Here is a 17,101-nt window from a genome sequence, read left to right on the forward strand (position 1 = left end):
CACGCATCCGTTTTTTGTTTCTCATGACCAACAGCACAAATTAATCACTGGGAGAGCAAAAAATGAATCTACTAAATAAGAATTACCTGAACTATCTTGCTCAATTAACTTTGCTGATTACCCTTTTAGCTGTAGGAGCAAATTTTGATGGAACTATTACTGTGCAAATTATAGAGCTAGGCTTAAGAGTGCAAGTTAACCGTAATTTTCCTGGGTGCATAATTGACCAGCAACTGCCAGATGAGCAGAAAGTATCTTCCAATTTTACCATTGAGTTTTTGTCAAACTAAGACAATTTAAGTTGCCTAAAATTCATATTGGAGTTGAAATCGATGAATCCAAATAAGTACAGTAATCTTTTGAAATTGGCTGGTAAATTCCTCAAATATTTCTTATTGGCAATATTTGGGGTGGCTATCGCCTACATTCTGTCAATGAGTTTTGGGGCTGTGAATATGATGATTAGTTTGCTGCCTTTGTTAGGACATGTATTTAGTAGGTTGGGAATTCTACTGTTGTGTTTCATGACAACAACAATTATCGTAGAATCCTTGCGTTAAAGATGCAAATTACAGTTTGTAATGGTGGCTACTGTGCGAGAAGCTTCTACGCTTCTACAGTCCCTGAAGACAGGACTGAAGTCCTGACTAAGAGCCAACATTTTTTGGCGATCGCACTTGAATAATTGGAAAAATACAAAGTGTGCGATCGCACTCCTCTCTAAGCAAAACTGCATGAAAATTACTTCTCTGGTTTCCAGTGAGGATTAACTAAACTAGTGAGTATATGATCTTCCCATTTCCCGTTAATTAATAAATAGTCTCTAGCATATCCTTCAACTAAAAAACCTAATTTTTTTAAGACATTGCCACTACGCCGATTATGGGGCATATAATTAGCCATAATCCTGTGAAAATTCAATTCTTCAAATACATAATTAGTCGCGGCTCTTAAACCTTCTGTCATGTATCCTTTACCTTGCTCGGCTTCTGCAAGACTATAGCCTACGTAACAAAAATGAGCGGCTCCCCGGATAAAATTACTAAAATTGATAGTACCAATAACTTTTGTGGATTTTTTATTAGGAAAAATAAACAACTTTAAAGATTGGTCATGGATGAACTCTAAGACGTTATTTTCAATTTGATATTGCCAATACTCCTCAGTAAAGAAATTATCAAACCAATGAGGATAGAAGGGAGTTAGATAAGTTTTATTTTCATGAAAATACTTGAGGATTTGTGGTATATCTTTTTTAATCGCAATTCTTAATGTCAAGCGATCGCTTGTGATGAGTGGCAGTTCTGATCTCATATAACAGTTAGTTTACTTGATAAATTTTAATCACAGATTTGAGAATTTTTCATCTCTCTCATACCTAACTCATGGGGTTTAATTTTTTTATCAAAAATAGTGAAGTCGTTATAACAAGAGTGAGTCAGATGAGCATTGATCAGATTTGTCCTCTTTAAGTCTGCATCTCGTCAAAAGAGGCAAGGGAGCAGGGGGAGCAAGCCCTACCCCTCCGCTTCTTGGTAATCAGCAAGGATAGCTTGACTGCGATCATTAGCAGTTAATTCGATATTGTCGGCAAGTCTGCGTAGTTGGTATCGATATGGGTTTAATCCATGAGGCGTATTTCCCCAATTAAATAAGAAAAATATAATTGCGATCGCCATACAAGTCCCCATGATCAGTTTGACGGCATCGCGGGGAATTTCAATAGAAATAATAATTGATTTTAAGATTTCTATCGTTCGTACAAAGTAGCTATTCAAGATAGTCGATTTTGTCGGTGTAGTAGTTTCCGGTAATTTAACGATATCGTGATGCTGTGTATCCATTCTTTTGGCAAAACTTAAGGTAAAAAGTGACAAATTTGACAGAATTTAATTGAGTATTACCCACACTTTTGATATCTAAGAGCAAATATTCTTGCTGTATCATCGTACTACTTGAGAAGTTTCAGCTTTTGGGATATGTGAAGTTAGTGACTATTTTGACAGTGCATCTGCCACATCTTCAAAATCTTGATAAGCTGATTTCTAATATCTACAACACTTAAATGTAAACTCGTTCGTTGCATCCAAAGGTTGTATTTTTAGAGATCCAACAAAAAAATGGCTCTTGACCAATCCAGTTTGTAAGAAGGATAGTGATGTCGGTGGGAATACGCTACGATTGGCAAAAAGCAGAGATTCAGGCGATATACAACACGCCATTCCTAGAGCTGATTTATCAAGCTGCTAGCGTGCATCGCCAATATCATGACCCAACAAAAATACAAGTTTGCAAGCTCATCTCTATTAAAACAGGGGCTTGCCCAGAAGATTGTAGCTACTGTGCCCAATCTTCTCGCTATAAAACCGAAGTCAAGCCCCAAGCACTGCTAGAAAAGGAAACAGTCTTAAGCATTGCCCAAAAAGCCAAAGCAACTGGCGTGAGTCGCGTTTGTATGGGTGCAGCTTGGCGAGAAGTCCGAGATAATTCCCAATTCGAGACGGTCTTGGAAATGGTCAAGGAAGTGACCGATATGGGTTTAGAAGTGTGCTGCACTCTAGGAATGCTGACTACAGATCAAGCCAAGCGCTTAGAAACGGCAGGACTATATGCCTATAACCACAACTTAGATACTTCGGCAGATTATTATAGTACGATTATTACCACCAGAACTTATGGCGATCGCCTGAATACAATTGATCATGTGCGACAAACAAATGTGACTGTATGTTCTGGCGGCATCCTCGGTTTAGGCGAAAGCATTGATGACCGAGTAGGGATGTTAGAGACTCTCGCCAATTTACATCCTCACCCAGAATCTGTACCGATTAATATTCTTTCCCAAGTCCCTGGGACACCTTTAGAAAACCAACCAGATGTCCCCATTTGGGAAATAGTCCGCATGATAGCCACAGCGAGAATTGTTATGCCGGCTTCTGATGTGCGTCTCAGCGCTGGTCGGGCTAGACTTTCTCAGGTGGAACAAGCGCTATGCTTTATGGCCGGAGCAAATTCCATCTTCTCCAGCGATGATAATCAAATGCTGACAGTGACTACTCCCTGTCCAGATTATGACGCTGACAAAGAAATGCTGAATTTGCTGGGTTTAGAAATGCGTCCGCCGCACCAAAGACCGGAAAAATTGGCAACTTCTGCGGTTGTGAGTTAGAGAAACTCACTCTCAATGAGCGTATCAGTCTAGTAGTGGACTGTCTCAGCTAAAATGTTGCATTAAATTTATCTTGTAGGATGGGCGTCTCGCCCGTCCGGTGCAGGTAAGACGCCTGTACGACAAGAGTTATATCTATCACACCATGTCCACTACCAGATAAAAATAACCGCGAGTCAATTTAAGCTAGACAATTTAACTCACCAGATTTCTGGCTAAAGCGGTGATTTTCTCGGTAGTCTACAGGACAATCGATCACGGCTGGTACATCTTGCGCCAAGGCTTCTTTGAGTATAGGTATAAAATCAGTTGCAGATTCAACTCTGTAACCTTTTAAACCCATGCTTTCAGCTAACTTGACAAAATCAGGATTACCAAAATGCACAAAAGATGAATTACCTTTGCCAAATTGATTTTCTTGCTTCCATTCAATTAACCCATAGCCACCATCATTAAAGATTAAGGTGACAAAAGGAGTACCCACGCGCAAGGCGGTTTCTAATTCCTGACAATTCATCATAAAACCGCCATCGCCAGTAGCCGCGACAACTTTACGGTTAGGAGAAACTAGTTTTGCTGCTAAAGCACCAGGAATAGCTATACCCATGGCCGCAAAGCCGTTGGAAATCAGGCAAGTATTGGGAGTATGACAATGATAATGGCGAGCAATCCACATTTTATGTGCGCCCACATCAGAGATGACAATATCATCTGGCCCCATTACCTGCCGCAAATCGTAAATTAGTTTTTGCGGTTTAATGGGAAAACCATCATCATTAGCATACTGTTCGTAATCAGCACGAATATTTTCCCGTAAACTAATGGCATAGGGATTGGGTTTACTTTGTCTATCTGCCAATTTTAAAATTTCATTAACAGAATCAGAAATATCTCCTATTACTTCCACGTGGGGAATATAACTACTGTCAATTTCCGCAGATGTGGTGGCAATATGAATAATGGGAATTTCACCGTGAGGATTCCATTTTTTCGGGGAAAATTCGATTAAATCATAGCCAATAGCAATGACTAAATCTGTATTATCAAAACCACAGGTAATGAAATCTCGCTGTTGTAATCCTACCGACCACAAAGCCAAAGGATGAGTATAAGGAATTACACCTTTACCCATAAAAGTATTCACAACAGGAATATTCATCTGGGTAGCGAATTGCGTCACAGCATCACTAGCTTGAGCGCGAATTGCTCCATTTCCGACTAAGATAATGGGATTAACTGCTTGAGAAATAGCCGCCGCTGCGGCCCGAATACTAGCAAAAGAAGCATAGGTTTTTTCAATATTATCCTTTCTCAAAGGTTTGCCTTCCACTGGCATCGCCGCAATATTTTCTGGCAAATCAATGTGAACGGCACCCGGTTTTTCAGTTTGCGATCGCTTGAATGCTTTCCGTACTACTTCTGGTGTAATACTCGGTCGCACTATTTGTTTATTCCACTTGGTTACAGGTGCAAACATCGCCACCAAATCCAGATATTGATGAGATTCGATATGCATTCTATCGGTTCCCACTTGACCTGTAATGGCCACTAAAGGCGCACCATCGAGGTTAGCATCTGCCACCCCAGTCATTAAATTAGTTGCCCCAGGCCCCAAAGTAGAAAGACATACCCCAGCTTTTCCCGTCAACCGTCCGTAGACATCGGCCATGAATGCCGCACCTTGTTCATGACGAGTAGTAATAAATTTAATGGAAGAATGTTTAAGGGCTTCTAAAACGTGTAAATTCTCCTCACCAGGAAGACCAAAAACATATTGCACTCCTTCATTTTCTAGGCATTGCACCAATAATTCAGCAGTATTCATTTGATTTCCTCATTTGTTATGGATATTGGGGACTGAAGAGGCAGAGGGGCAGGGGGTAAAGTGCAAGGAGGGAAAGACTTTTGGTGATTACCAACATCTTTGTTTTTCATCTCCCTACTCCCTACTCCCCATTACCCCTTATCCCCAGAGGGGGCCCCGAGTTCCCCACTCCCTCATTCATTACTTCACCCAAACAGTTTTGACGTTGACAAACTCATGTATGCCTTGAATACTCAGTTCTCTGCCGTATCCAGAACGTTTGATGCCACCAAAGGGTAGGCGGGGGTCAGATTTAACCATGCTGTTGATAAATACAGCACCGGCTTCGATTTCTGTTGTTAGGCGATCGCATTCTTGGTTATTTGTTGTCCAAGCACTAGCACCTAAACCAAATGGTGTAGCATTGGCCAGTTCAATAGCTGCATCAATATCCGGTACGCGGAATAATAATGCTACTGGGCCAAAAAATTCTTCTTGGGCGATTGGTTTGTCTAAGGGTATATCTGTGATGATTGTCGGTGGATAAAAGTTTCCTGGGCCATCACTTAAAGGTTTTCCACCCGTGAGAACTTTACCGCCACTATTAACGGCGGTTTGCACTTGTTGGTGTAAATCTTGCAAAATATCAGAGGTTGCCAGTGGCCCTAAATCAATGTCTGGTTGCATAGGATCGCCGACTTTCAGCGCCAAAAATTTATCTAAAAGCAATTTTTCAAATTTGTCTGCGATCGCCTCAGCAATAATAAAGCGTTTCGCTGCTATACATGATTGCCCGTTATTTAACATCCGCGCTGTAGTAGCAGTGACAACTGCCGTCTCTATATCAGCACTTGGTAACACAATAAACGGGTCACTTCCTCCCAATTCCAAAACGGTTTTTTTGAGTTGTTTACCGGCGGCGGCGGCTAGAGAAGCACCGGCGGGTTCGCTTCCAGTCAAGGTAGCGGCTTTTATTCGGTCATCGGCCATTAAATCAGCAACTTTAGCTGCACCAATTAACAGAGTTTGAAATGCACCTTGGGGAAAGCCTGCACGATGCAGAATATCTTCAATTGCCAAAGCACACTGCGGCACATTAGATGCATGTTTGAGTAAACCCACATTTCCCGCCATGAGTGCAGGTGCAGCGAACCGAAAAACTTGCCAGAAAGGAAAATTCCACGGCATCACCGCGAGAATTGCCCCCAAAGGCTGGTAGCGCACAAAACTATGGCTGGCATCGGTTTTTACATCGACATCAGCCAAAAAACTAGGTGCGTATTCAGCGTAGTAGTTACAAACTAAGGCGCATTTTTCGACTTCGGCTATGGCAGCTTTGTAAGGCTTACCCATTTCTAGGGTCATTATCTTAGCAAAGTCCGCTTTTTCTTGCTGTAAAATAGTCGCAGCTTGTTTTAGCCATTGCGATCGCTCCGAAAAACTGGTCTTGCGGTAATTTGGAAAAACCCGACCTGCCAAATCAAGTTTAGCCGCAATTTCTGAATCATTAAGTGGCTCAAAAATTTTGAGCGTCTCCCCAGTGGCAGGATTAATACTGGCGATAGCCATTGCCTGACCTCCCGTGAAAAAATAGCTTGAGGTAGCTTCCTAGTGTTACACAGATCAATTGCGGACGCTACCATCCAAATTCTAGACTTTTGCTCAAAGTTAGGGAGTGGGGAGTAGGGAGTGTAGAATTTCTCAATAAAAGAAATTTTTCTGATGATCAGGTATTAATTGAATATACTGTTGCTTAAAAGACTAGCTAGTAGTTAGATAGGGGTGTAATATTTTGCACCCCTACTTAAAACAGAACTGAGAAAGCCAAAGAAAGCTAATTAAATCAGCTTAACAGCACGTAGACCGAACAGCAGACCTACAGCAACACCCATAAACAAACCCAAGAAGCCAATATAAGCTATTACTCCGAACATTGATTGTTCTCCATACTTCACTACATATATTGAATCATGGTCATTAGTAATTAGTCATTGAGAAAATAACTTCACCCAACTCCCAACTCCCAACTCCCACTGCCTAGATTGCGATAGAATACGACCCACGGCGCTTGTTGGGGTTTGGGATATGACTTCTGTAATTAATGTAAATCTACCGCAGCAGTCCTATGAGATTGCGATCGCACCTGGCAATTTAGATCAACTCGGTCAAAAGATGGCTGGTTTGCAGCTGGGTAAGAAGGTATTGGTGGTTTCTAACCCCACTATTTTTAAGCATTATGGAGAAAGAGCGATCGTATCGCTGGAATCGGCGGGATTTGTTGTCGCTAGCTATTGTCTACCGGCTGGGGAACGCTATAAAACTCTCAACTCTATCCAGAAACTCTACGATATTGCCTTAGAAAACCGCCTAGAACGTTCTGCGACAATGGTGGCGTTGGGGGGAGGTGTGATTGGTGATATGACTGGCTTTGCTGCTGCTACCTGGCTACGGGGGATTAATGTTGTGCAAGTTCCTACCACTCTGTTAGCAATGGTAGATTCGGCAATTGGCGGCAAAACTGGTGTGAATCATCCCCACGGGAAAAATCTCATTGGTGCCTTCCATCAGCCGCGTTTGGTGTTAATTGACCCAGAGGTTTTGAAAACCCTACCCATACGGGAATTTCGCGCAGGTATGGCAGAAGTAATTAAGTATGGTGTGAATTGGGATGCTGAATTATTTGCCCAAATGGAAGCGAGTAAACATCTCAATCAACTTCGTTATATTAAACCCGAACTAATTGACTACATATTAACGCACTCTTGTCAAGCTAAAGCTGAAGTAGTCAGCAAGGATGAGAAAGAAGCCGGACTACGGGCGATTCTTAATTATGGACACACCATTGGTCATGCAGTGGAAAGCCTGACTGGTTATCGTTTACTGACACATGGTGAAGGAGTGGCTATTGGGATGGTAGCGGCTGGACAAATAGCTGTAGAACTGGGAATGTGGCAAAAAGAAGATAGCGATCGTCAAGATGCTTTAATTCAAAAAGCTGGTTTACCAACAAAGTTACCAGCAGGCGTTGATATTGAGGCGATTATTGAGGCACTACAACTAGATAAGAAAGTCAAAGCCGGTAAGGTGAGGTTTGTTTTGCCAACACAAATTGGTGTAGTGACGGTGACAGATGAAGTACCCTCAGATACTATTAGGCAGGTCTTACAAAGAATGCAAGGCTAAACTACGCCTACTAGAGTTGACATCATCTAACATTGTGGCAATTTGGCAGCCAAAATTTATCTGTTGCAGTTTTAATTGAGATATCAGCTGGGTCACTGAGACAATCACCTTCGTTGTCTGAGGTACAGATTACCTCTAGTCTCAGAAATCCCACTCAATTGCCAGTTGTTGACTGAGTGCTGTAGAACGCCCCTACATAGTTCAGATATGTAGCTACAGCGCCAGGTCACCGCTTCACTACAACTGGCTATAAATCCCACCAAAAACACATAGCAATTCCAGACTAGCCCAGGCGAAAATCAAAGATATAACGCCTTATTTTTGAGCAATATAATAGGGTTTGCTGAAACAACAATTCCCATATGAAGTATGGCTGAGTGAGGGGATTATCAAGAATTAGATAATTTCTCCAACTTCACTTTTTTGATTAATTCCATATAGACATTAACTTCATTAACTTCTACATCATGTTCAATTCTGGTGACTCTCCAATTTTCTTTATTTATATAAATTTCTTCGCCTATTCTGGGAATAAATTGTAGGTCATATAACTTTTTTAAATAATCTTTTTGCTTTTCTTCCCATAATATTACTTTGCCTACTTCTCTACTCATGGCTTCTCCTATTTTGTTACTAATTGAAAGTAAGTATTTTGATGACATGCATACGGCAAGTTTATCTTACTCATTCAATGTCATAACGTAGTTAAAACCACATTCTTTCAATTGATTTTTGAGGAAAAATTTAAAATTATGGATTTATACAAGGTATGGAGAAGCTAAGTTTTATAGCAATGTTAAAAACTTTCTAATTACACCTGTCGCCACTTCCAGAAAAAGCTAGAAATCCAATTTGTGATCATGTGGGCAACAATGGGTACTAGTAAGTTACCACTGATTAAAGCACTAAATCCCAGGATTAAACCAATGATAGTTGCCCAAATCACATAAGGCCATTGTTGAGGGCCGCTGAGATGCAATACACCAAATGCCAAACTAGATACTATGACAGCGACAGAATCTAAGCCCAAGGCTGGTAGCATCACACCCCTAAATAACAGTTCTTCACTTAATGCTGGTAACAAACCTAACCAAATCAAGTCTGGTAAAACTAAAGGCTTGAGTACTATTTCTAAATAATAGTCTGCACTTGTACGGTAAGGAGGGCATAGGCGATAAGCTAAACCACTCAAGGCTGTAATGATTAACCCTAAGCCCACGCCCCAGAGTACATCTTGTGCTGACCAGTACCACCTAAATAAGTAAAAGTTGCCATAGTTTAACCATACTCTGGCGACTATCCACAACAGGATCGCAGTTACTCCCATAGCTACTAATACTTGGGTGCGTGTCAAATAGGGAATTTCGGGTTCTGGATTTTGTTGTTCAACCACGGTTATTTAGGGAGTGGGGAATTATGAATTGGTTGTAAGGGGGATATTTGGGGACGGAGGGCGGCGGGATTTATACCTGCTTTGTGGGCTGCTAGTGTGCCTATTGCTTCTAAGTATGAGTTTACTTGTATGGATTTGATGCCTAAAGGTTTGGGGGGGACTTGGATGAGGGTTTGATTTTCCTCTACGGTAATGATTTGGCATCGTCCTTGACTTAAGCTGAGTAAGGCACTACTACCACAAGCATTTGCAGGTGCGATCGCAGCATCTACTTGATCTGCCCAAATATCATCTGGTAAAGCTGTAATATAGTCTCTTTCTATAATAAATTGGGGAGCGCGGCTTAAACCCACAAGTACACACGGTAAAAAAGTATAACCTAATTCTTCGGCTGCCGACCGGGGCGATAAATTCGGGTCTGGGGGTGCAGTGGCTAAAGCGGGAGAATGGGCGCAGGGTATTTGGAAGGTTCGCACGATTAAATGACTAATTACCGCTTCTGCACCCGCTAGAGGGTCTACACCTTGGCCATATCGATAGTTTTGTACTGCTTCCTCATCCATATCATCAGGGAAGCGGGCCACAACTGCGATCGCTTCTGCCCCACCTTTGTTAATTAATATTTCAGCAGCCCTCAGTAAACTATCAAGGTTGCCAATTGTCCCCCAACTCGCCCCTGATGCCGAGGTACGTAATTCTACATTTAAAGGTGCATCAGTAATTACATAATCTGTCAAAGTTAAACCGAGGGTAGCTCTGGCTGCATCCGCTGCTTGGAGGTGTCGTAGCCGCAATTCTGGTTCAATACCCTGGTCTAAAAGCAAACCTATTTTATTACAACGCACCGGACGTAAACCCCAGCATCCAGCTGCAAACTTGTCCAACCCGTAACCCTCCACATATAAAGCGTTAGGGATATTCCAGTACAAACTTGCACCATTGAGGACATTGGGGTGAGTAATCAGGCGATCGCAAACCTGTGATATAACTCTTGCTACTGGCAAAGCATCACCAGCATAACCGCCAATGGCTGCCCCTACACCAGTAGGTACAATTAAAATCGCAGTGTACGGACGTTGATTCACTCAGCTACAGAAGATGCCAAAGTCACAACAGCTTCCACAGTAGCTTTTTCTTGTGCTTCATCCACAGAAGTAATTGCCCAACGCAGAGGTTCACCTTGTTTTTGCAATTCCGCTTCAATCACCTGTTGCAACTCAGAAGGAGTTTCTTGTAAATCAACTTCTGCGGTAATAAAATGAGTTGTCATCGCCGTAAATCCTTTTGCTTACCAGTTTCTAGAATATCTTAATATAGTCATTCGCCAAGAGAATGTTTGTAAACTCTCATTTATTTTTAGTCCTGGCGACTAGCTGACTTTTCACTTCATGTGGAAAATCTCACTTCCAAATCAGGAATTTAAAGTCTCTCTCCTTGTAGGAGAGAGATTTAGAGAGAGGTTTTCCAGATACCATGAAAAGTTAGGGCAACTAGAAGTCGCGGCTGTTCACGGATTACTGGTCTTTACCAAATTGCAACTGATAAACAATTTCTTCCTTTTCCGTTTCCACCTTCAAATCAGAACGGGGATAAGCAACACACAGCAAAGCATAACCTTGTTGTTGCAGTTCTAAACTAACCCCCATCCCATCAGCTTGGTCTACAGTTCCCTCAGTAATTTGACCAGCACAAGTTGTACAAACACCTGCATGACAAGAACTCGGTAAATCTAGACCAGCAGCATCAGCCACCGATAATATCGTTTCATTTTCAGGAACTTGCAAAGTATGAATTTTACCTTGGTGGTTAATTTCAACGGTGTAAGTCTTAGACATAATACTAAAAAGCCGGATGCAACAGACAAATTTATTATCATATCTGAATTAGCTGAAAATATTGCAAATATTCAATAAACCTTTAACTTTTGACTTTCCATGAGGGAGCGATCGCAACTACCCCATAACCTAAAATATTCTTTGTATCTTTGCGCCTTTGCGCGCCAGTTGCTACAAGTCGGGGAACCCGCCCAACGCACTGGCTTGCCTTTGCGCGAGACAAATCAATATTATTCAAGGGATAACAGCAGAGTTCTATAATAAACACAAAGAAATTAGTTAAATTTGCGTAATTATAATCATGCGCGATCGCGTCGTCTTAAAAACTGTATCTGTCAGCCTGCCTTTTGGCATTGGTTCCATGACCTGGAACACTGACCCCACAGAACGGAAAGCCACTTGGTCGCTGTATGTAGAATTGGTAACGCGCATTGCTGTACAACCATTGGCGGTTGACCAGGGTTTAGTCAGGGAAGCATTGAACTCTCTTTATAGTTTATTTGGTACAACCCGCGAAATTCTCAAAGCCGCCGGGCCTGATGTGGGCGCTGCGCGTGATTCAGTGGGGGGAATTGCCATTGCTGTATTAAATAATGGGTTAAGACCGTTTTTATCGAAATGGCATCCGTTATTGCAAGCATGGGAAGCAAGGCGACCTGTGGGGGTGAGTCCCAAGGAACATGAGCAGAGTTGGTCTGAGGAAGCGACGGCGCGACGAGAGTTAGAGACTTTGCGCGGTGGGTTGGAAGATTACGCGAAGGCGTTGGCAAAAATTGCCGGCGTGGAGGAGTGATAAATGCAATACCCTATGTTTGATGTGTTTCTTGCTCACAATACTGAGGATAAACCTCAAGTTAGAAAAATTGCTCAAGAACTCAAGCTGCGAAATCTCAAGCCGTGGTTAGATGAGGAGCAAATTCGTCCTGGACAAATATTTCAAGTTGAGATTCAAAAGGCAATTCAAAATAGTAAAACTGCCGTTATTTTTATTGGTAAAAAAGGCTTAGGTAGATGGCAAGAAAAAGAGTTACCAGCACTCTACGGTCAATTTGTGCAAGCAAAGAATATCACTATTGTAATTCCTGTACTGTTACCAGGTGTTGACAAAATACCACAAGATTTGCTTTTTCTTGCACAGCATCATTGGGTGAGCTTTACTAATGGAATAGCTGATGAACACGCGTTGTCCCTGTTAGAGCATGGTATAAGAGGGGAAAGTCCAGAACATCCACCCGTTCGAGTACCAAAAGTAATACAATTATTAAACAGAAAACAATTTTTGCAATGGGTGGGTTGGGGAAGCCTAGGCTTAGTAACAACGTCAGTCGTGGGTGGAGGGATTTGGAGTCAACGAGGAGATCAGCCCGTTGTAACAAAAAATGAACCTACAAAGACTGAAGCATCTCAGACTACAACACCAGAAACAAAGCCTACTAACAGCATTTCTCCAAGGGAGCAGCAGGGAAAACGCAACCCACTTGAATCAGAGAAAGGCATTGACTATACCACGCTGGACGACCTCCTAAAAGCACAAAACTGGAAAGAAGCCGACCAAGAAACCTATCAGGTGATGATTCAGGCTGTAGGTAAAAAAGCTGGCGACTGGTTCACCCCAGACGAACTCTTAAATTTTCCTTGCACTGACTTACGCACAATTGACCGCTTATGGGAAAAATATAGCAATGGACACTTTGGCTTGAGCGTCCAGAAGAAAATTTACTTGGACTTTAACGGTAAAGCTGACGGCACGTATTACAAAGAAGCCTGGTTAAAGTTTGGCGATCGCGTAGGATGGAGAGTGGAAAGTAGTTGGATCGATTACTCATTAGTTACTTTTGATACCTCTTCCCCAACGGGACACCTCCCTTATTTCTGGTTTGGGGGTGGGGTTTTGGGGTTCGTGGGGTCGTTTGAAACCACTCTCTTCTCTCGCATCGAGACTTGTAAATAGATATTGGTGTTGGGTTTTTTTACGTCAAACGCCACTCGCCCCAAGCCGGGAAACCCGTCCACGGCTGTGGCTTCCCAACCCACCCATTGCAAAAATTGTCATTGTTGATTCAATCTAGCTTTAATAGCAGGATGAACTAATTCATCAGGGACATGATTGCATTCAATATATTCATTAATTTCTGATTGATTATCTAAGTAAAAACTCAAAGCATCAAAGACTTGAGCTAAAGTTAAATGAGGTAAATGTAATGGTATTTCCTCTGGTCTAATTCCTAAACGCCAATTTTCAACAATCGCTCTCACAGGTGTTCTAGTTCCTTGAATAATCGGTTCACCTGATAAAATTTCCGGTTGTCGAGTGACATAACGAGAGTTTGTTGTAGCTGTCATACTGATGAAAATATGGGCAGTATATGGTCTTAATATATCACAATCACAGATGTTAAATGCAATCAAATGCCAATTGGTAAAGCAAGAAAGCAATCTTTGTTACTCAATAATATAAACACTAGAATTATAGTTTTACTGTTACTGCCAAATGTAACCCTAAAGCATCTAACAAAGAATTTAGACTGTAAAACTCAATTTCGCCTTTCTCTAATAGCATTTGGTCAAGTTTATTGTAGAGTTCCTTGACTTGTGCAGAAGATTGATTAATTCTCCCCTGTGCTTCTATGACATTTTGGAGTGCTTTAGTTAACATTTTTGGGTTGCCTTCTTCTAAAACAACTTCGATATAAGATGCTGCTTCTAGTGGATTTTTTAAGTCTTGTATCAGTTTTTCGTGATAGCTTGTACTTCTAGGCATCCTCTCTACTCCTATAGTCTTTCCAATATTCCTTGGCTTTAGCAATATCTTTATCTTGAGTGCTTTTATCCCCACCATAAAAAATTGCAAAATATTTGGTTGACGAAAACTATACTTGAAGTATAAAACCAAATTGCTAATAACCAATTACTCATGAGGCTTCCAGATATAAAAATCAGGTAAACTTTTATAGCCAAGTCTTGCCTAAAAATATTTCATAATTAAAGGGAGAACATCCCAATGGAGAACACAAAAATGCTAGAACAATACCGTCAGCATGTTGCGGAACGCGCCCAACTCGGTATTCCCCCCTTACCATTGGATGCGAAGCAAACCTCAGAATTATGTGAATTACTGAAGAATCCACCAGAGGGTGAAGAAGATACATTATTACATTTATTGCGCGATTGGGCTTTGCCCACACTTTGTGAACGCATACCCCCTGGTGTAGATGAAGCAGCTTATGTCAAAGCTGGATTCCTGACTGCGATTGCTAAAGGCGAAATTTCTAGTCCTTTAGTTTCTCCCATCGCCGCCGTAGAATTGCTGGGAACAATGGTAGGCGGTTACAATGTGCAGTCTTTAATTGACTTGTTACAATTTTCCTCCGGTGAATCAGAGGAAGCAGGTTTAGTCATGCGGGGGGAAGGTAGAGAACCCATCGCGGCTCATGCTGCTGAAGCCTTGAGTAAAATTCTCTTGGTGTATGATGCCTTTCATGATGTTTTGGAATTATCCCAAACTAATCTTTTTGCCAAGCAGGTAATTGACTCGTGGGCAAAAGCAGAATGGTTTACCAGTCGTCCCACATTACCAGAAGCTGTCACCGTCACCGTGTTTAAAGTCCCTGGGGAAACCAACACCGATGATTTATCCCCCGCCACCCACGCCACTACACGCCCGGATATTCCTTTACATGCTTTAGCTATGCTAGAGTCACGGCAACCAGGAAGCTTAGAAACCATTGCCGAGTTAAAGCAAAAAGGATATCCCGTAGCTTATGTAGGCGATGTTGTGGGTACTGGTTCCTCGCGGAAATCTGCCATCAACTCAGTATTGTGGCATTTAGGAGATGACATCCCTTATGTACCCAACAAACGCGCTGGGGGGTATATTTTAGGTAGTGCGATCGCTCCCATCTTTTTCAACACAGCTGAAGATGCCGGTGCTTTGCCTATTGAATGCGATGTCACCAACTTAGAAACTGGTATGGTGATTACCATTCATCCCTACAAAGGCGAAATCACAAACGAAGCCGGCGAAGTTATTTCCACCTTCACCCTCAAACCCGAAACCATCTTTGATGAAGTCCGCGCTGGGGGACGCATCCCCCTACTCATTGGACGTACCCTCACCGACAAAACCCGCGAAGCCCTAAATTTAGCACCAAGTACCGTATTTATTCGTCCTCACCAGCCCAATGATACAGGTAAAGGCTACACCCTGGCTCAGAAAATGGTGGGTAAAGCTTGTGGTTTACCTGGTGTGCGTCCGGGGACATCTTGCGAACCCATTATGACTACCGTTGGTTCTCAGGATACCACAGGCCCCATGACCCGCGACGAATTAAAAGAACTCGCTTGTTTAGGTTTCAGTGCAGACTTAGTAATGCAGAGTTTCTGTCACACAGCAGCATATCCCAAACCAGTAGACATCAAAACTCACCAAGAACTACCAGATTTCTTTGCCCAACGGGGTGGTGTCGCCTTACGTCCTGGTGATGGGATTATTCACTCTTGGTTAAACCGGATGTTGTTACCCGACACCGTAGGAACAGGTGGTGACTCCCATACTCGTTTTCCCTTGGGAATTTCTTTCCCCGCAGGTTCTGGGTTAGTCGCCTTTGCTGGTGCATTGGGTGTCATGCCCTTGGATATGCCAGAATCAGTTTTGGTACGCTTCAAAGGTGAATTACAACCCGGTATTACTTTGCGGGATATCGTCAACGCCATTCCTTACGTCGCCATTCAGAAAGGTTTGCTGACAGTCGAGAAGCAAAACAAGAAAAACATCTTCTCTGGCAAGATTCTGGAAATGGAAGGCTTACCAGATTTAAAAGTAGAACAAGCCTTTGAACTCACTGATGCTTCCGCTGAACGTTCTTGTGCAGGTTGTACAATTAAACTGAGTGTCGAGACAGTTGCCGAATATCTGCGTTCCAATGTATCGCTGTTAAAGAACATGGTAGCAAGGGGCTACCACGATGAGCGTACCATCATGCGCCGGGTAGCCAAAATGGAAGAATGGTTAGCAAATCCCGTGTTAATGTCAGCCGACGCAGATGCGGAATATGCAGAAATCATTGAAATTGATTTGAACGAAATCACAGAACCAATTGTGGCTGCACCTAACGATCCTGATAATATAAAATTATTATCGGAAGTTGCCAATGACCCAGTACAAGAAGTATTTGTAGGTTCTTGTATGACCAATATCGGTCATTATCGGGCAACTGGTAAAGTATTAGAAGGTGCAGGTGAAGTCAAAACTCGTCTGTGGATTTGTCCCCCCACCCGCATGGATGAACACCAACTCAAAGAAGAAGGTATATATCACATTTTTGAAGCTGCAAATGCGCGCACAGAAATGCCTGGATGTAGTTTGTGCATGGGAAATCAAGCGCGAGTTGCTGACGGCACAACTGTGTTTTCTACCTCAACCCGTAACTTCAACAATCGCATGGGTAAAGATGCGCGAGTATATCTTGGTTCCGCCGAATTAGCCGCAGTTTGCGCTTTACTAGGACGCATACCCACAGTCCAAGAATATATGGATATTGTGGCGCAGAAAATTCATCCTTTTGCTGATGATTTATATCGGTATTTGAACTTTAATCAAATTGCCGGTTTTGAGGATGAAGGGCGAGTGATTGCTTTAGAAGATATGCCCAGAATTGAAGATATTTTGGGTATGCCTACAGCGGCGAAGTAGATAATAGTAGGGTGGGCAATGCCCA

20 protein-coding genes are annotated in these 17,101 nt (G+C 42.3%); 7 read left to right on the plus strand and 13 right to left on the minus strand.

The genetic code is table 11. The features are described 5' to 3' along the window. The first annotated feature begins 62 nt into the window (after positions 1-62). Together ACM0OT_RS19675 and ACM0OT_RS19680 are read left to right on the plus strand one after the other, a co-directional pair. Entirely contained in the window at positions 63-290 is a 228-nt protein-coding gene (locus tag ACM0OT_RS19675; protein WP_414566091.1) for a hypothetical protein, read from the plus strand. 272 nt (positions 291-562) lie between these two features. Further along, on the plus strand, positions 563-685 hold the full coding sequence (locus tag ACM0OT_RS19680) for a hypothetical protein (protein ID WP_414566092.1): 123 nt from the start codon (positions 563-565) through the stop codon (positions 683-685). Positions 686-741: 56 nt separating this feature from the next. On the opposite strand, the gene ACM0OT_RS19685 is transcribed toward ACM0OT_RS19680, so the two are convergent. Then, entirely contained in the window at positions 742-1,314 is a 573-nt protein-coding gene (locus ACM0OT_RS19685) for a GNAT family N-acetyltransferase (protein ID WP_414566093.1), read from the minus strand. A 203-nt stretch (positions 1,315-1,517) separates the two neighbouring features. Further along, positions 1,518-1,844: a hypothetical protein gene (locus ACM0OT_RS19690; protein WP_414566094.1), complete on the minus strand. Its 327-nt coding sequence runs from the start codon at positions 1,842-1,844 to the stop codon at positions 1,518-1,520. Between the two features lie 314 nt (positions 1,845-2,158). Between ACM0OT_RS19690 and bioB the strand changes: the two genes are divergently transcribed. Further along, positions 2,159-3,169: a biotin synthase BioB gene (bioB, locus tag ACM0OT_RS19695; protein WP_414566095.1), complete on the plus strand. Its 1,011-nt coding sequence runs from the start codon at positions 2,159-2,161 to the stop codon at positions 3,167-3,169. A 181-nt stretch (positions 3,170-3,350) separates the two neighbouring features. Here bioB and ACM0OT_RS19700 read toward each other — a convergent pair whose 3' ends face one another. The 3 genes from ACM0OT_RS19700 to petL form a co-directional block, all read right to left on the minus strand. Beyond that, positions 3,351-4,994: an acetolactate synthase large subunit gene (locus ACM0OT_RS19700; RefSeq protein ID WP_414566096.1), complete on the minus strand. Its 1,644-nt coding sequence runs from the start codon at positions 4,992-4,994 to the stop codon at positions 3,351-3,353. Positions 4,995-5,174: 180 nt separating this feature from the next. Then, a complete protein-coding gene (locus ACM0OT_RS19705) occupies positions 5,175-6,542 on the minus strand; it encodes an NAD-dependent succinate-semialdehyde dehydrogenase (protein ID WP_414566097.1) in 1,368 nt (455 codons plus the stop codon). A 269-nt stretch (positions 6,543-6,811) separates the two neighbouring features. Next, positions 6,812-6,907: a cytochrome b6-f complex subunit PetL gene (gene petL / locus ACM0OT_RS19710; RefSeq protein WP_414543345.1), complete on the minus strand. Its 96-nt coding sequence runs from the start codon at positions 6,905-6,907 to the stop codon at positions 6,812-6,814. Positions 6,908-7,058: 151 nt separating this feature from the next. On the opposite strand from petL, the gene aroB reads away from it, so the two are divergent. Next, on the plus strand, positions 7,059-8,156 hold the full coding sequence (aroB, locus tag ACM0OT_RS19715; RefSeq protein WP_414566098.1) for a 3-dehydroquinate synthase: 1,098 nt from the start codon (positions 7,059-7,061) through the stop codon (positions 8,154-8,156). Between the two features lie 389 nt (positions 8,157-8,545). Here the strand turns inward: aroB and ACM0OT_RS19720 are convergent, their stop codons facing one another. The 6 genes from ACM0OT_RS19720 to ACM0OT_RS19745 form a co-directional block, all read right to left on the minus strand. Further along, positions 8,546-8,770, minus strand: a complete 225-nt coding sequence (locus ACM0OT_RS19720; RefSeq protein ID WP_414566099.1) for a hypothetical protein — start codon at positions 8,768-8,770, stop codon at positions 8,546-8,548. Between the two features lie 197 nt (positions 8,771-8,967). Beyond that, positions 8,968-9,549 (minus strand): lysostaphin resistance A-like protein, encoded by a 582-nt coding sequence (locus tag ACM0OT_RS19725; RefSeq protein WP_414566100.1) that lies wholly within the window; start codon positions 9,547-9,549, stop codon positions 8,968-8,970. A gap of 2 nt (positions 9,550-9,551) precedes the next feature. Then, positions 9,552-10,634: a DUF3326 domain-containing protein gene (locus ACM0OT_RS19730; protein ID WP_414566101.1), complete on the minus strand. Its 1,083-nt coding sequence runs from the start codon at positions 10,632-10,634 to the stop codon at positions 9,552-9,554. Further along, positions 10,631-10,819, minus strand: coding sequence for a hypothetical protein (locus ACM0OT_RS19735; protein ID WP_414566102.1), 189 nt, complete (start codon positions 10,817-10,819; stop codon positions 10,631-10,633). The genes ACM0OT_RS19730 and ACM0OT_RS19735 overlap by 4 nt, the downstream gene beginning before the upstream one ends. 244 nt (positions 10,820-11,063) lie before the next feature. Then, complete coding sequence (locus tag ACM0OT_RS19740; RefSeq protein ID WP_414543875.1) at positions 11,064-11,384, minus strand: 2Fe-2S iron-sulfur cluster-binding protein; 321 nt, start codon at positions 11,382-11,384, stop codon at positions 11,064-11,066. Positions 11,385-11,466: 82 nt separating this feature from the next. Next, positions 11,467-11,622 (minus strand): hypothetical protein, encoded by a 156-nt coding sequence (locus ACM0OT_RS19745; protein WP_414566103.1) that lies wholly within the window; start codon positions 11,620-11,622, stop codon positions 11,467-11,469. Between the two features lie 63 nt (positions 11,623-11,685). On the opposite strand from ACM0OT_RS19745, the gene ACM0OT_RS19750 reads away from it, so the two are divergent. Both ACM0OT_RS19750 and ACM0OT_RS19755 read left to right on the plus strand, forming a co-directional pair. Then, the gene (locus tag ACM0OT_RS19750; RefSeq protein ID WP_414566104.1) at positions 11,686-12,177 is read left to right on the plus strand and encodes a hypothetical protein; all 492 of its coding nucleotides are present in this window, start codon (positions 11,686-11,688) and stop codon (positions 12,175-12,177) included. A 3-nt stretch (positions 12,178-12,180) separates the two neighbouring features. Beyond that, positions 12,181-13,335, plus strand: coding sequence for a GUN4 domain-containing protein (locus ACM0OT_RS19755; protein ID WP_414566105.1), 1,155 nt, complete (start codon positions 12,181-12,183; stop codon positions 13,333-13,335). 98 nt (positions 13,336-13,433) lie between these two features. Here the strand turns inward: ACM0OT_RS19755 and ACM0OT_RS19760 are convergent, their stop codons facing one another. Next, a complete protein-coding gene (locus ACM0OT_RS19760; RefSeq protein WP_414566106.1) occupies positions 13,434-13,727 on the minus strand; it encodes a DUF433 domain-containing protein in 294 nt (97 codons plus the stop codon). A gap of 124 nt (positions 13,728-13,851) precedes the next feature. Continuing rightward, complete coding sequence (locus ACM0OT_RS19765; RefSeq protein WP_414566107.1) at positions 13,852-14,145, minus strand: DNA-binding protein; 294 nt, start codon at positions 14,143-14,145, stop codon at positions 13,852-13,854. 255 nt (positions 14,146-14,400) lie between these two features. Between ACM0OT_RS19765 and acnB the strand changes: the two genes are divergently transcribed. After that, a complete protein-coding gene (acnB, locus tag ACM0OT_RS19770) occupies positions 14,401-17,076 on the plus strand; it encodes a bifunctional aconitate hydratase 2/2-methylisocitrate dehydratase (RefSeq protein WP_414566159.1) in 2,676 nt (891 codons plus the stop codon). Positions 17,077-17,101 lie beyond the last annotated feature (25 nt).

Source organism: Anabaena sp. CCY 9613 (assembly GCF_963920895.1).
In the GTDB taxonomy this organism is placed as follows: domain Bacteria; phylum Cyanobacteriota; class Cyanobacteriia; order Cyanobacteriales; family Nostocaceae; genus Cyanocohniella.

Excerpts from the sequence above, each read along its gene's own strand:
- acnB (WP_414566159.1), top strand. The coding sequence starts at position 14,401 with ATGCTAGAACAATACCGTCAGCATGTTGCGGAACGCGCCCAACTCGGT.
- ACM0OT_RS19685 (WP_414566093.1), bottom strand. The coding sequence starts at position 1,314 with ATGAGATCAGAACTGCCACTCATCACAAGCGATCGCTTGACATTAAGA.
- ACM0OT_RS19765 (WP_414566107.1), bottom strand. The coding sequence starts at position 14,145 with ATGCCTAGAAGTACAAGCTATCACGAAAAACTGATACAAGACTTAAAA.
- ACM0OT_RS19740 (WP_414543875.1), bottom strand. The coding sequence starts at position 11,384 with ATGTCTAAGACTTACACCGTTGAAATTAACCACCAAGGTAAAATTCAT.
- ACM0OT_RS19705 (WP_414566097.1), bottom strand. The coding sequence starts at position 6,542 with ATGGCTATCGCCAGTATTAATCCTGCCACTGGGGAGACGCTCAAAATT.
- ACM0OT_RS19760 (WP_414566106.1), bottom strand. The coding sequence starts at position 13,727 with ATGACAGCTACAACAAACTCTCGTTATGTCACTCGACAACCGGAAATT.
- ACM0OT_RS19720 (WP_414566099.1), bottom strand. The coding sequence starts at position 8,770 with ATGAGTAGAGAAGTAGGCAAAGTAATATTATGGGAAGAAAAGCAAAAA.
- ACM0OT_RS19735 (WP_414566102.1), bottom strand. The coding sequence starts at position 10,819 with ATGACAACTCATTTTATTACCGCAGAAGTTGATTTACAAGAAACTCCT.
- ACM0OT_RS19675 (WP_414566091.1), top strand. The coding sequence starts at position 63 with ATGAATCTACTAAATAAGAATTACCTGAACTATCTTGCTCAATTAACT.
- ACM0OT_RS19700 (WP_414566096.1), bottom strand. The coding sequence starts at position 4,994 with ATGAATACTGCTGAATTATTGGTGCAATGCCTAGAAAATGAAGGAGTG.
- ACM0OT_RS19680 (WP_414566092.1), top strand. The coding sequence starts at position 563 with ATGCAAATTACAGTTTGTAATGGTGGCTACTGTGCGAGAAGCTTCTAC.
- petL (WP_414543345.1), bottom strand. The coding sequence starts at position 6,907 with ATGTTCGGAGTAATAGCTTATATTGGCTTCTTGGGTTTGTTTATGGGT.
- ACM0OT_RS19755 (WP_414566105.1), top strand. The coding sequence starts at position 12,181 with ATGCAATACCCTATGTTTGATGTGTTTCTTGCTCACAATACTGAGGAT.
- aroB (WP_414566098.1), top strand. The coding sequence starts at position 7,059 with ATGACTTCTGTAATTAATGTAAATCTACCGCAGCAGTCCTATGAGATT.
- bioB (WP_414566095.1), top strand. The coding sequence starts at position 2,159 with ATGTCGGTGGGAATACGCTACGATTGGCAAAAAGCAGAGATTCAGGCG.
- ACM0OT_RS19750 (WP_414566104.1), top strand. The coding sequence starts at position 11,686 with ATGCGCGATCGCGTCGTCTTAAAAACTGTATCTGTCAGCCTGCCTTTT.
- ACM0OT_RS19690 (WP_414566094.1), bottom strand. The coding sequence starts at position 1,844 with ATGGATACACAGCATCACGATATCGTTAAATTACCGGAAACTACTACA.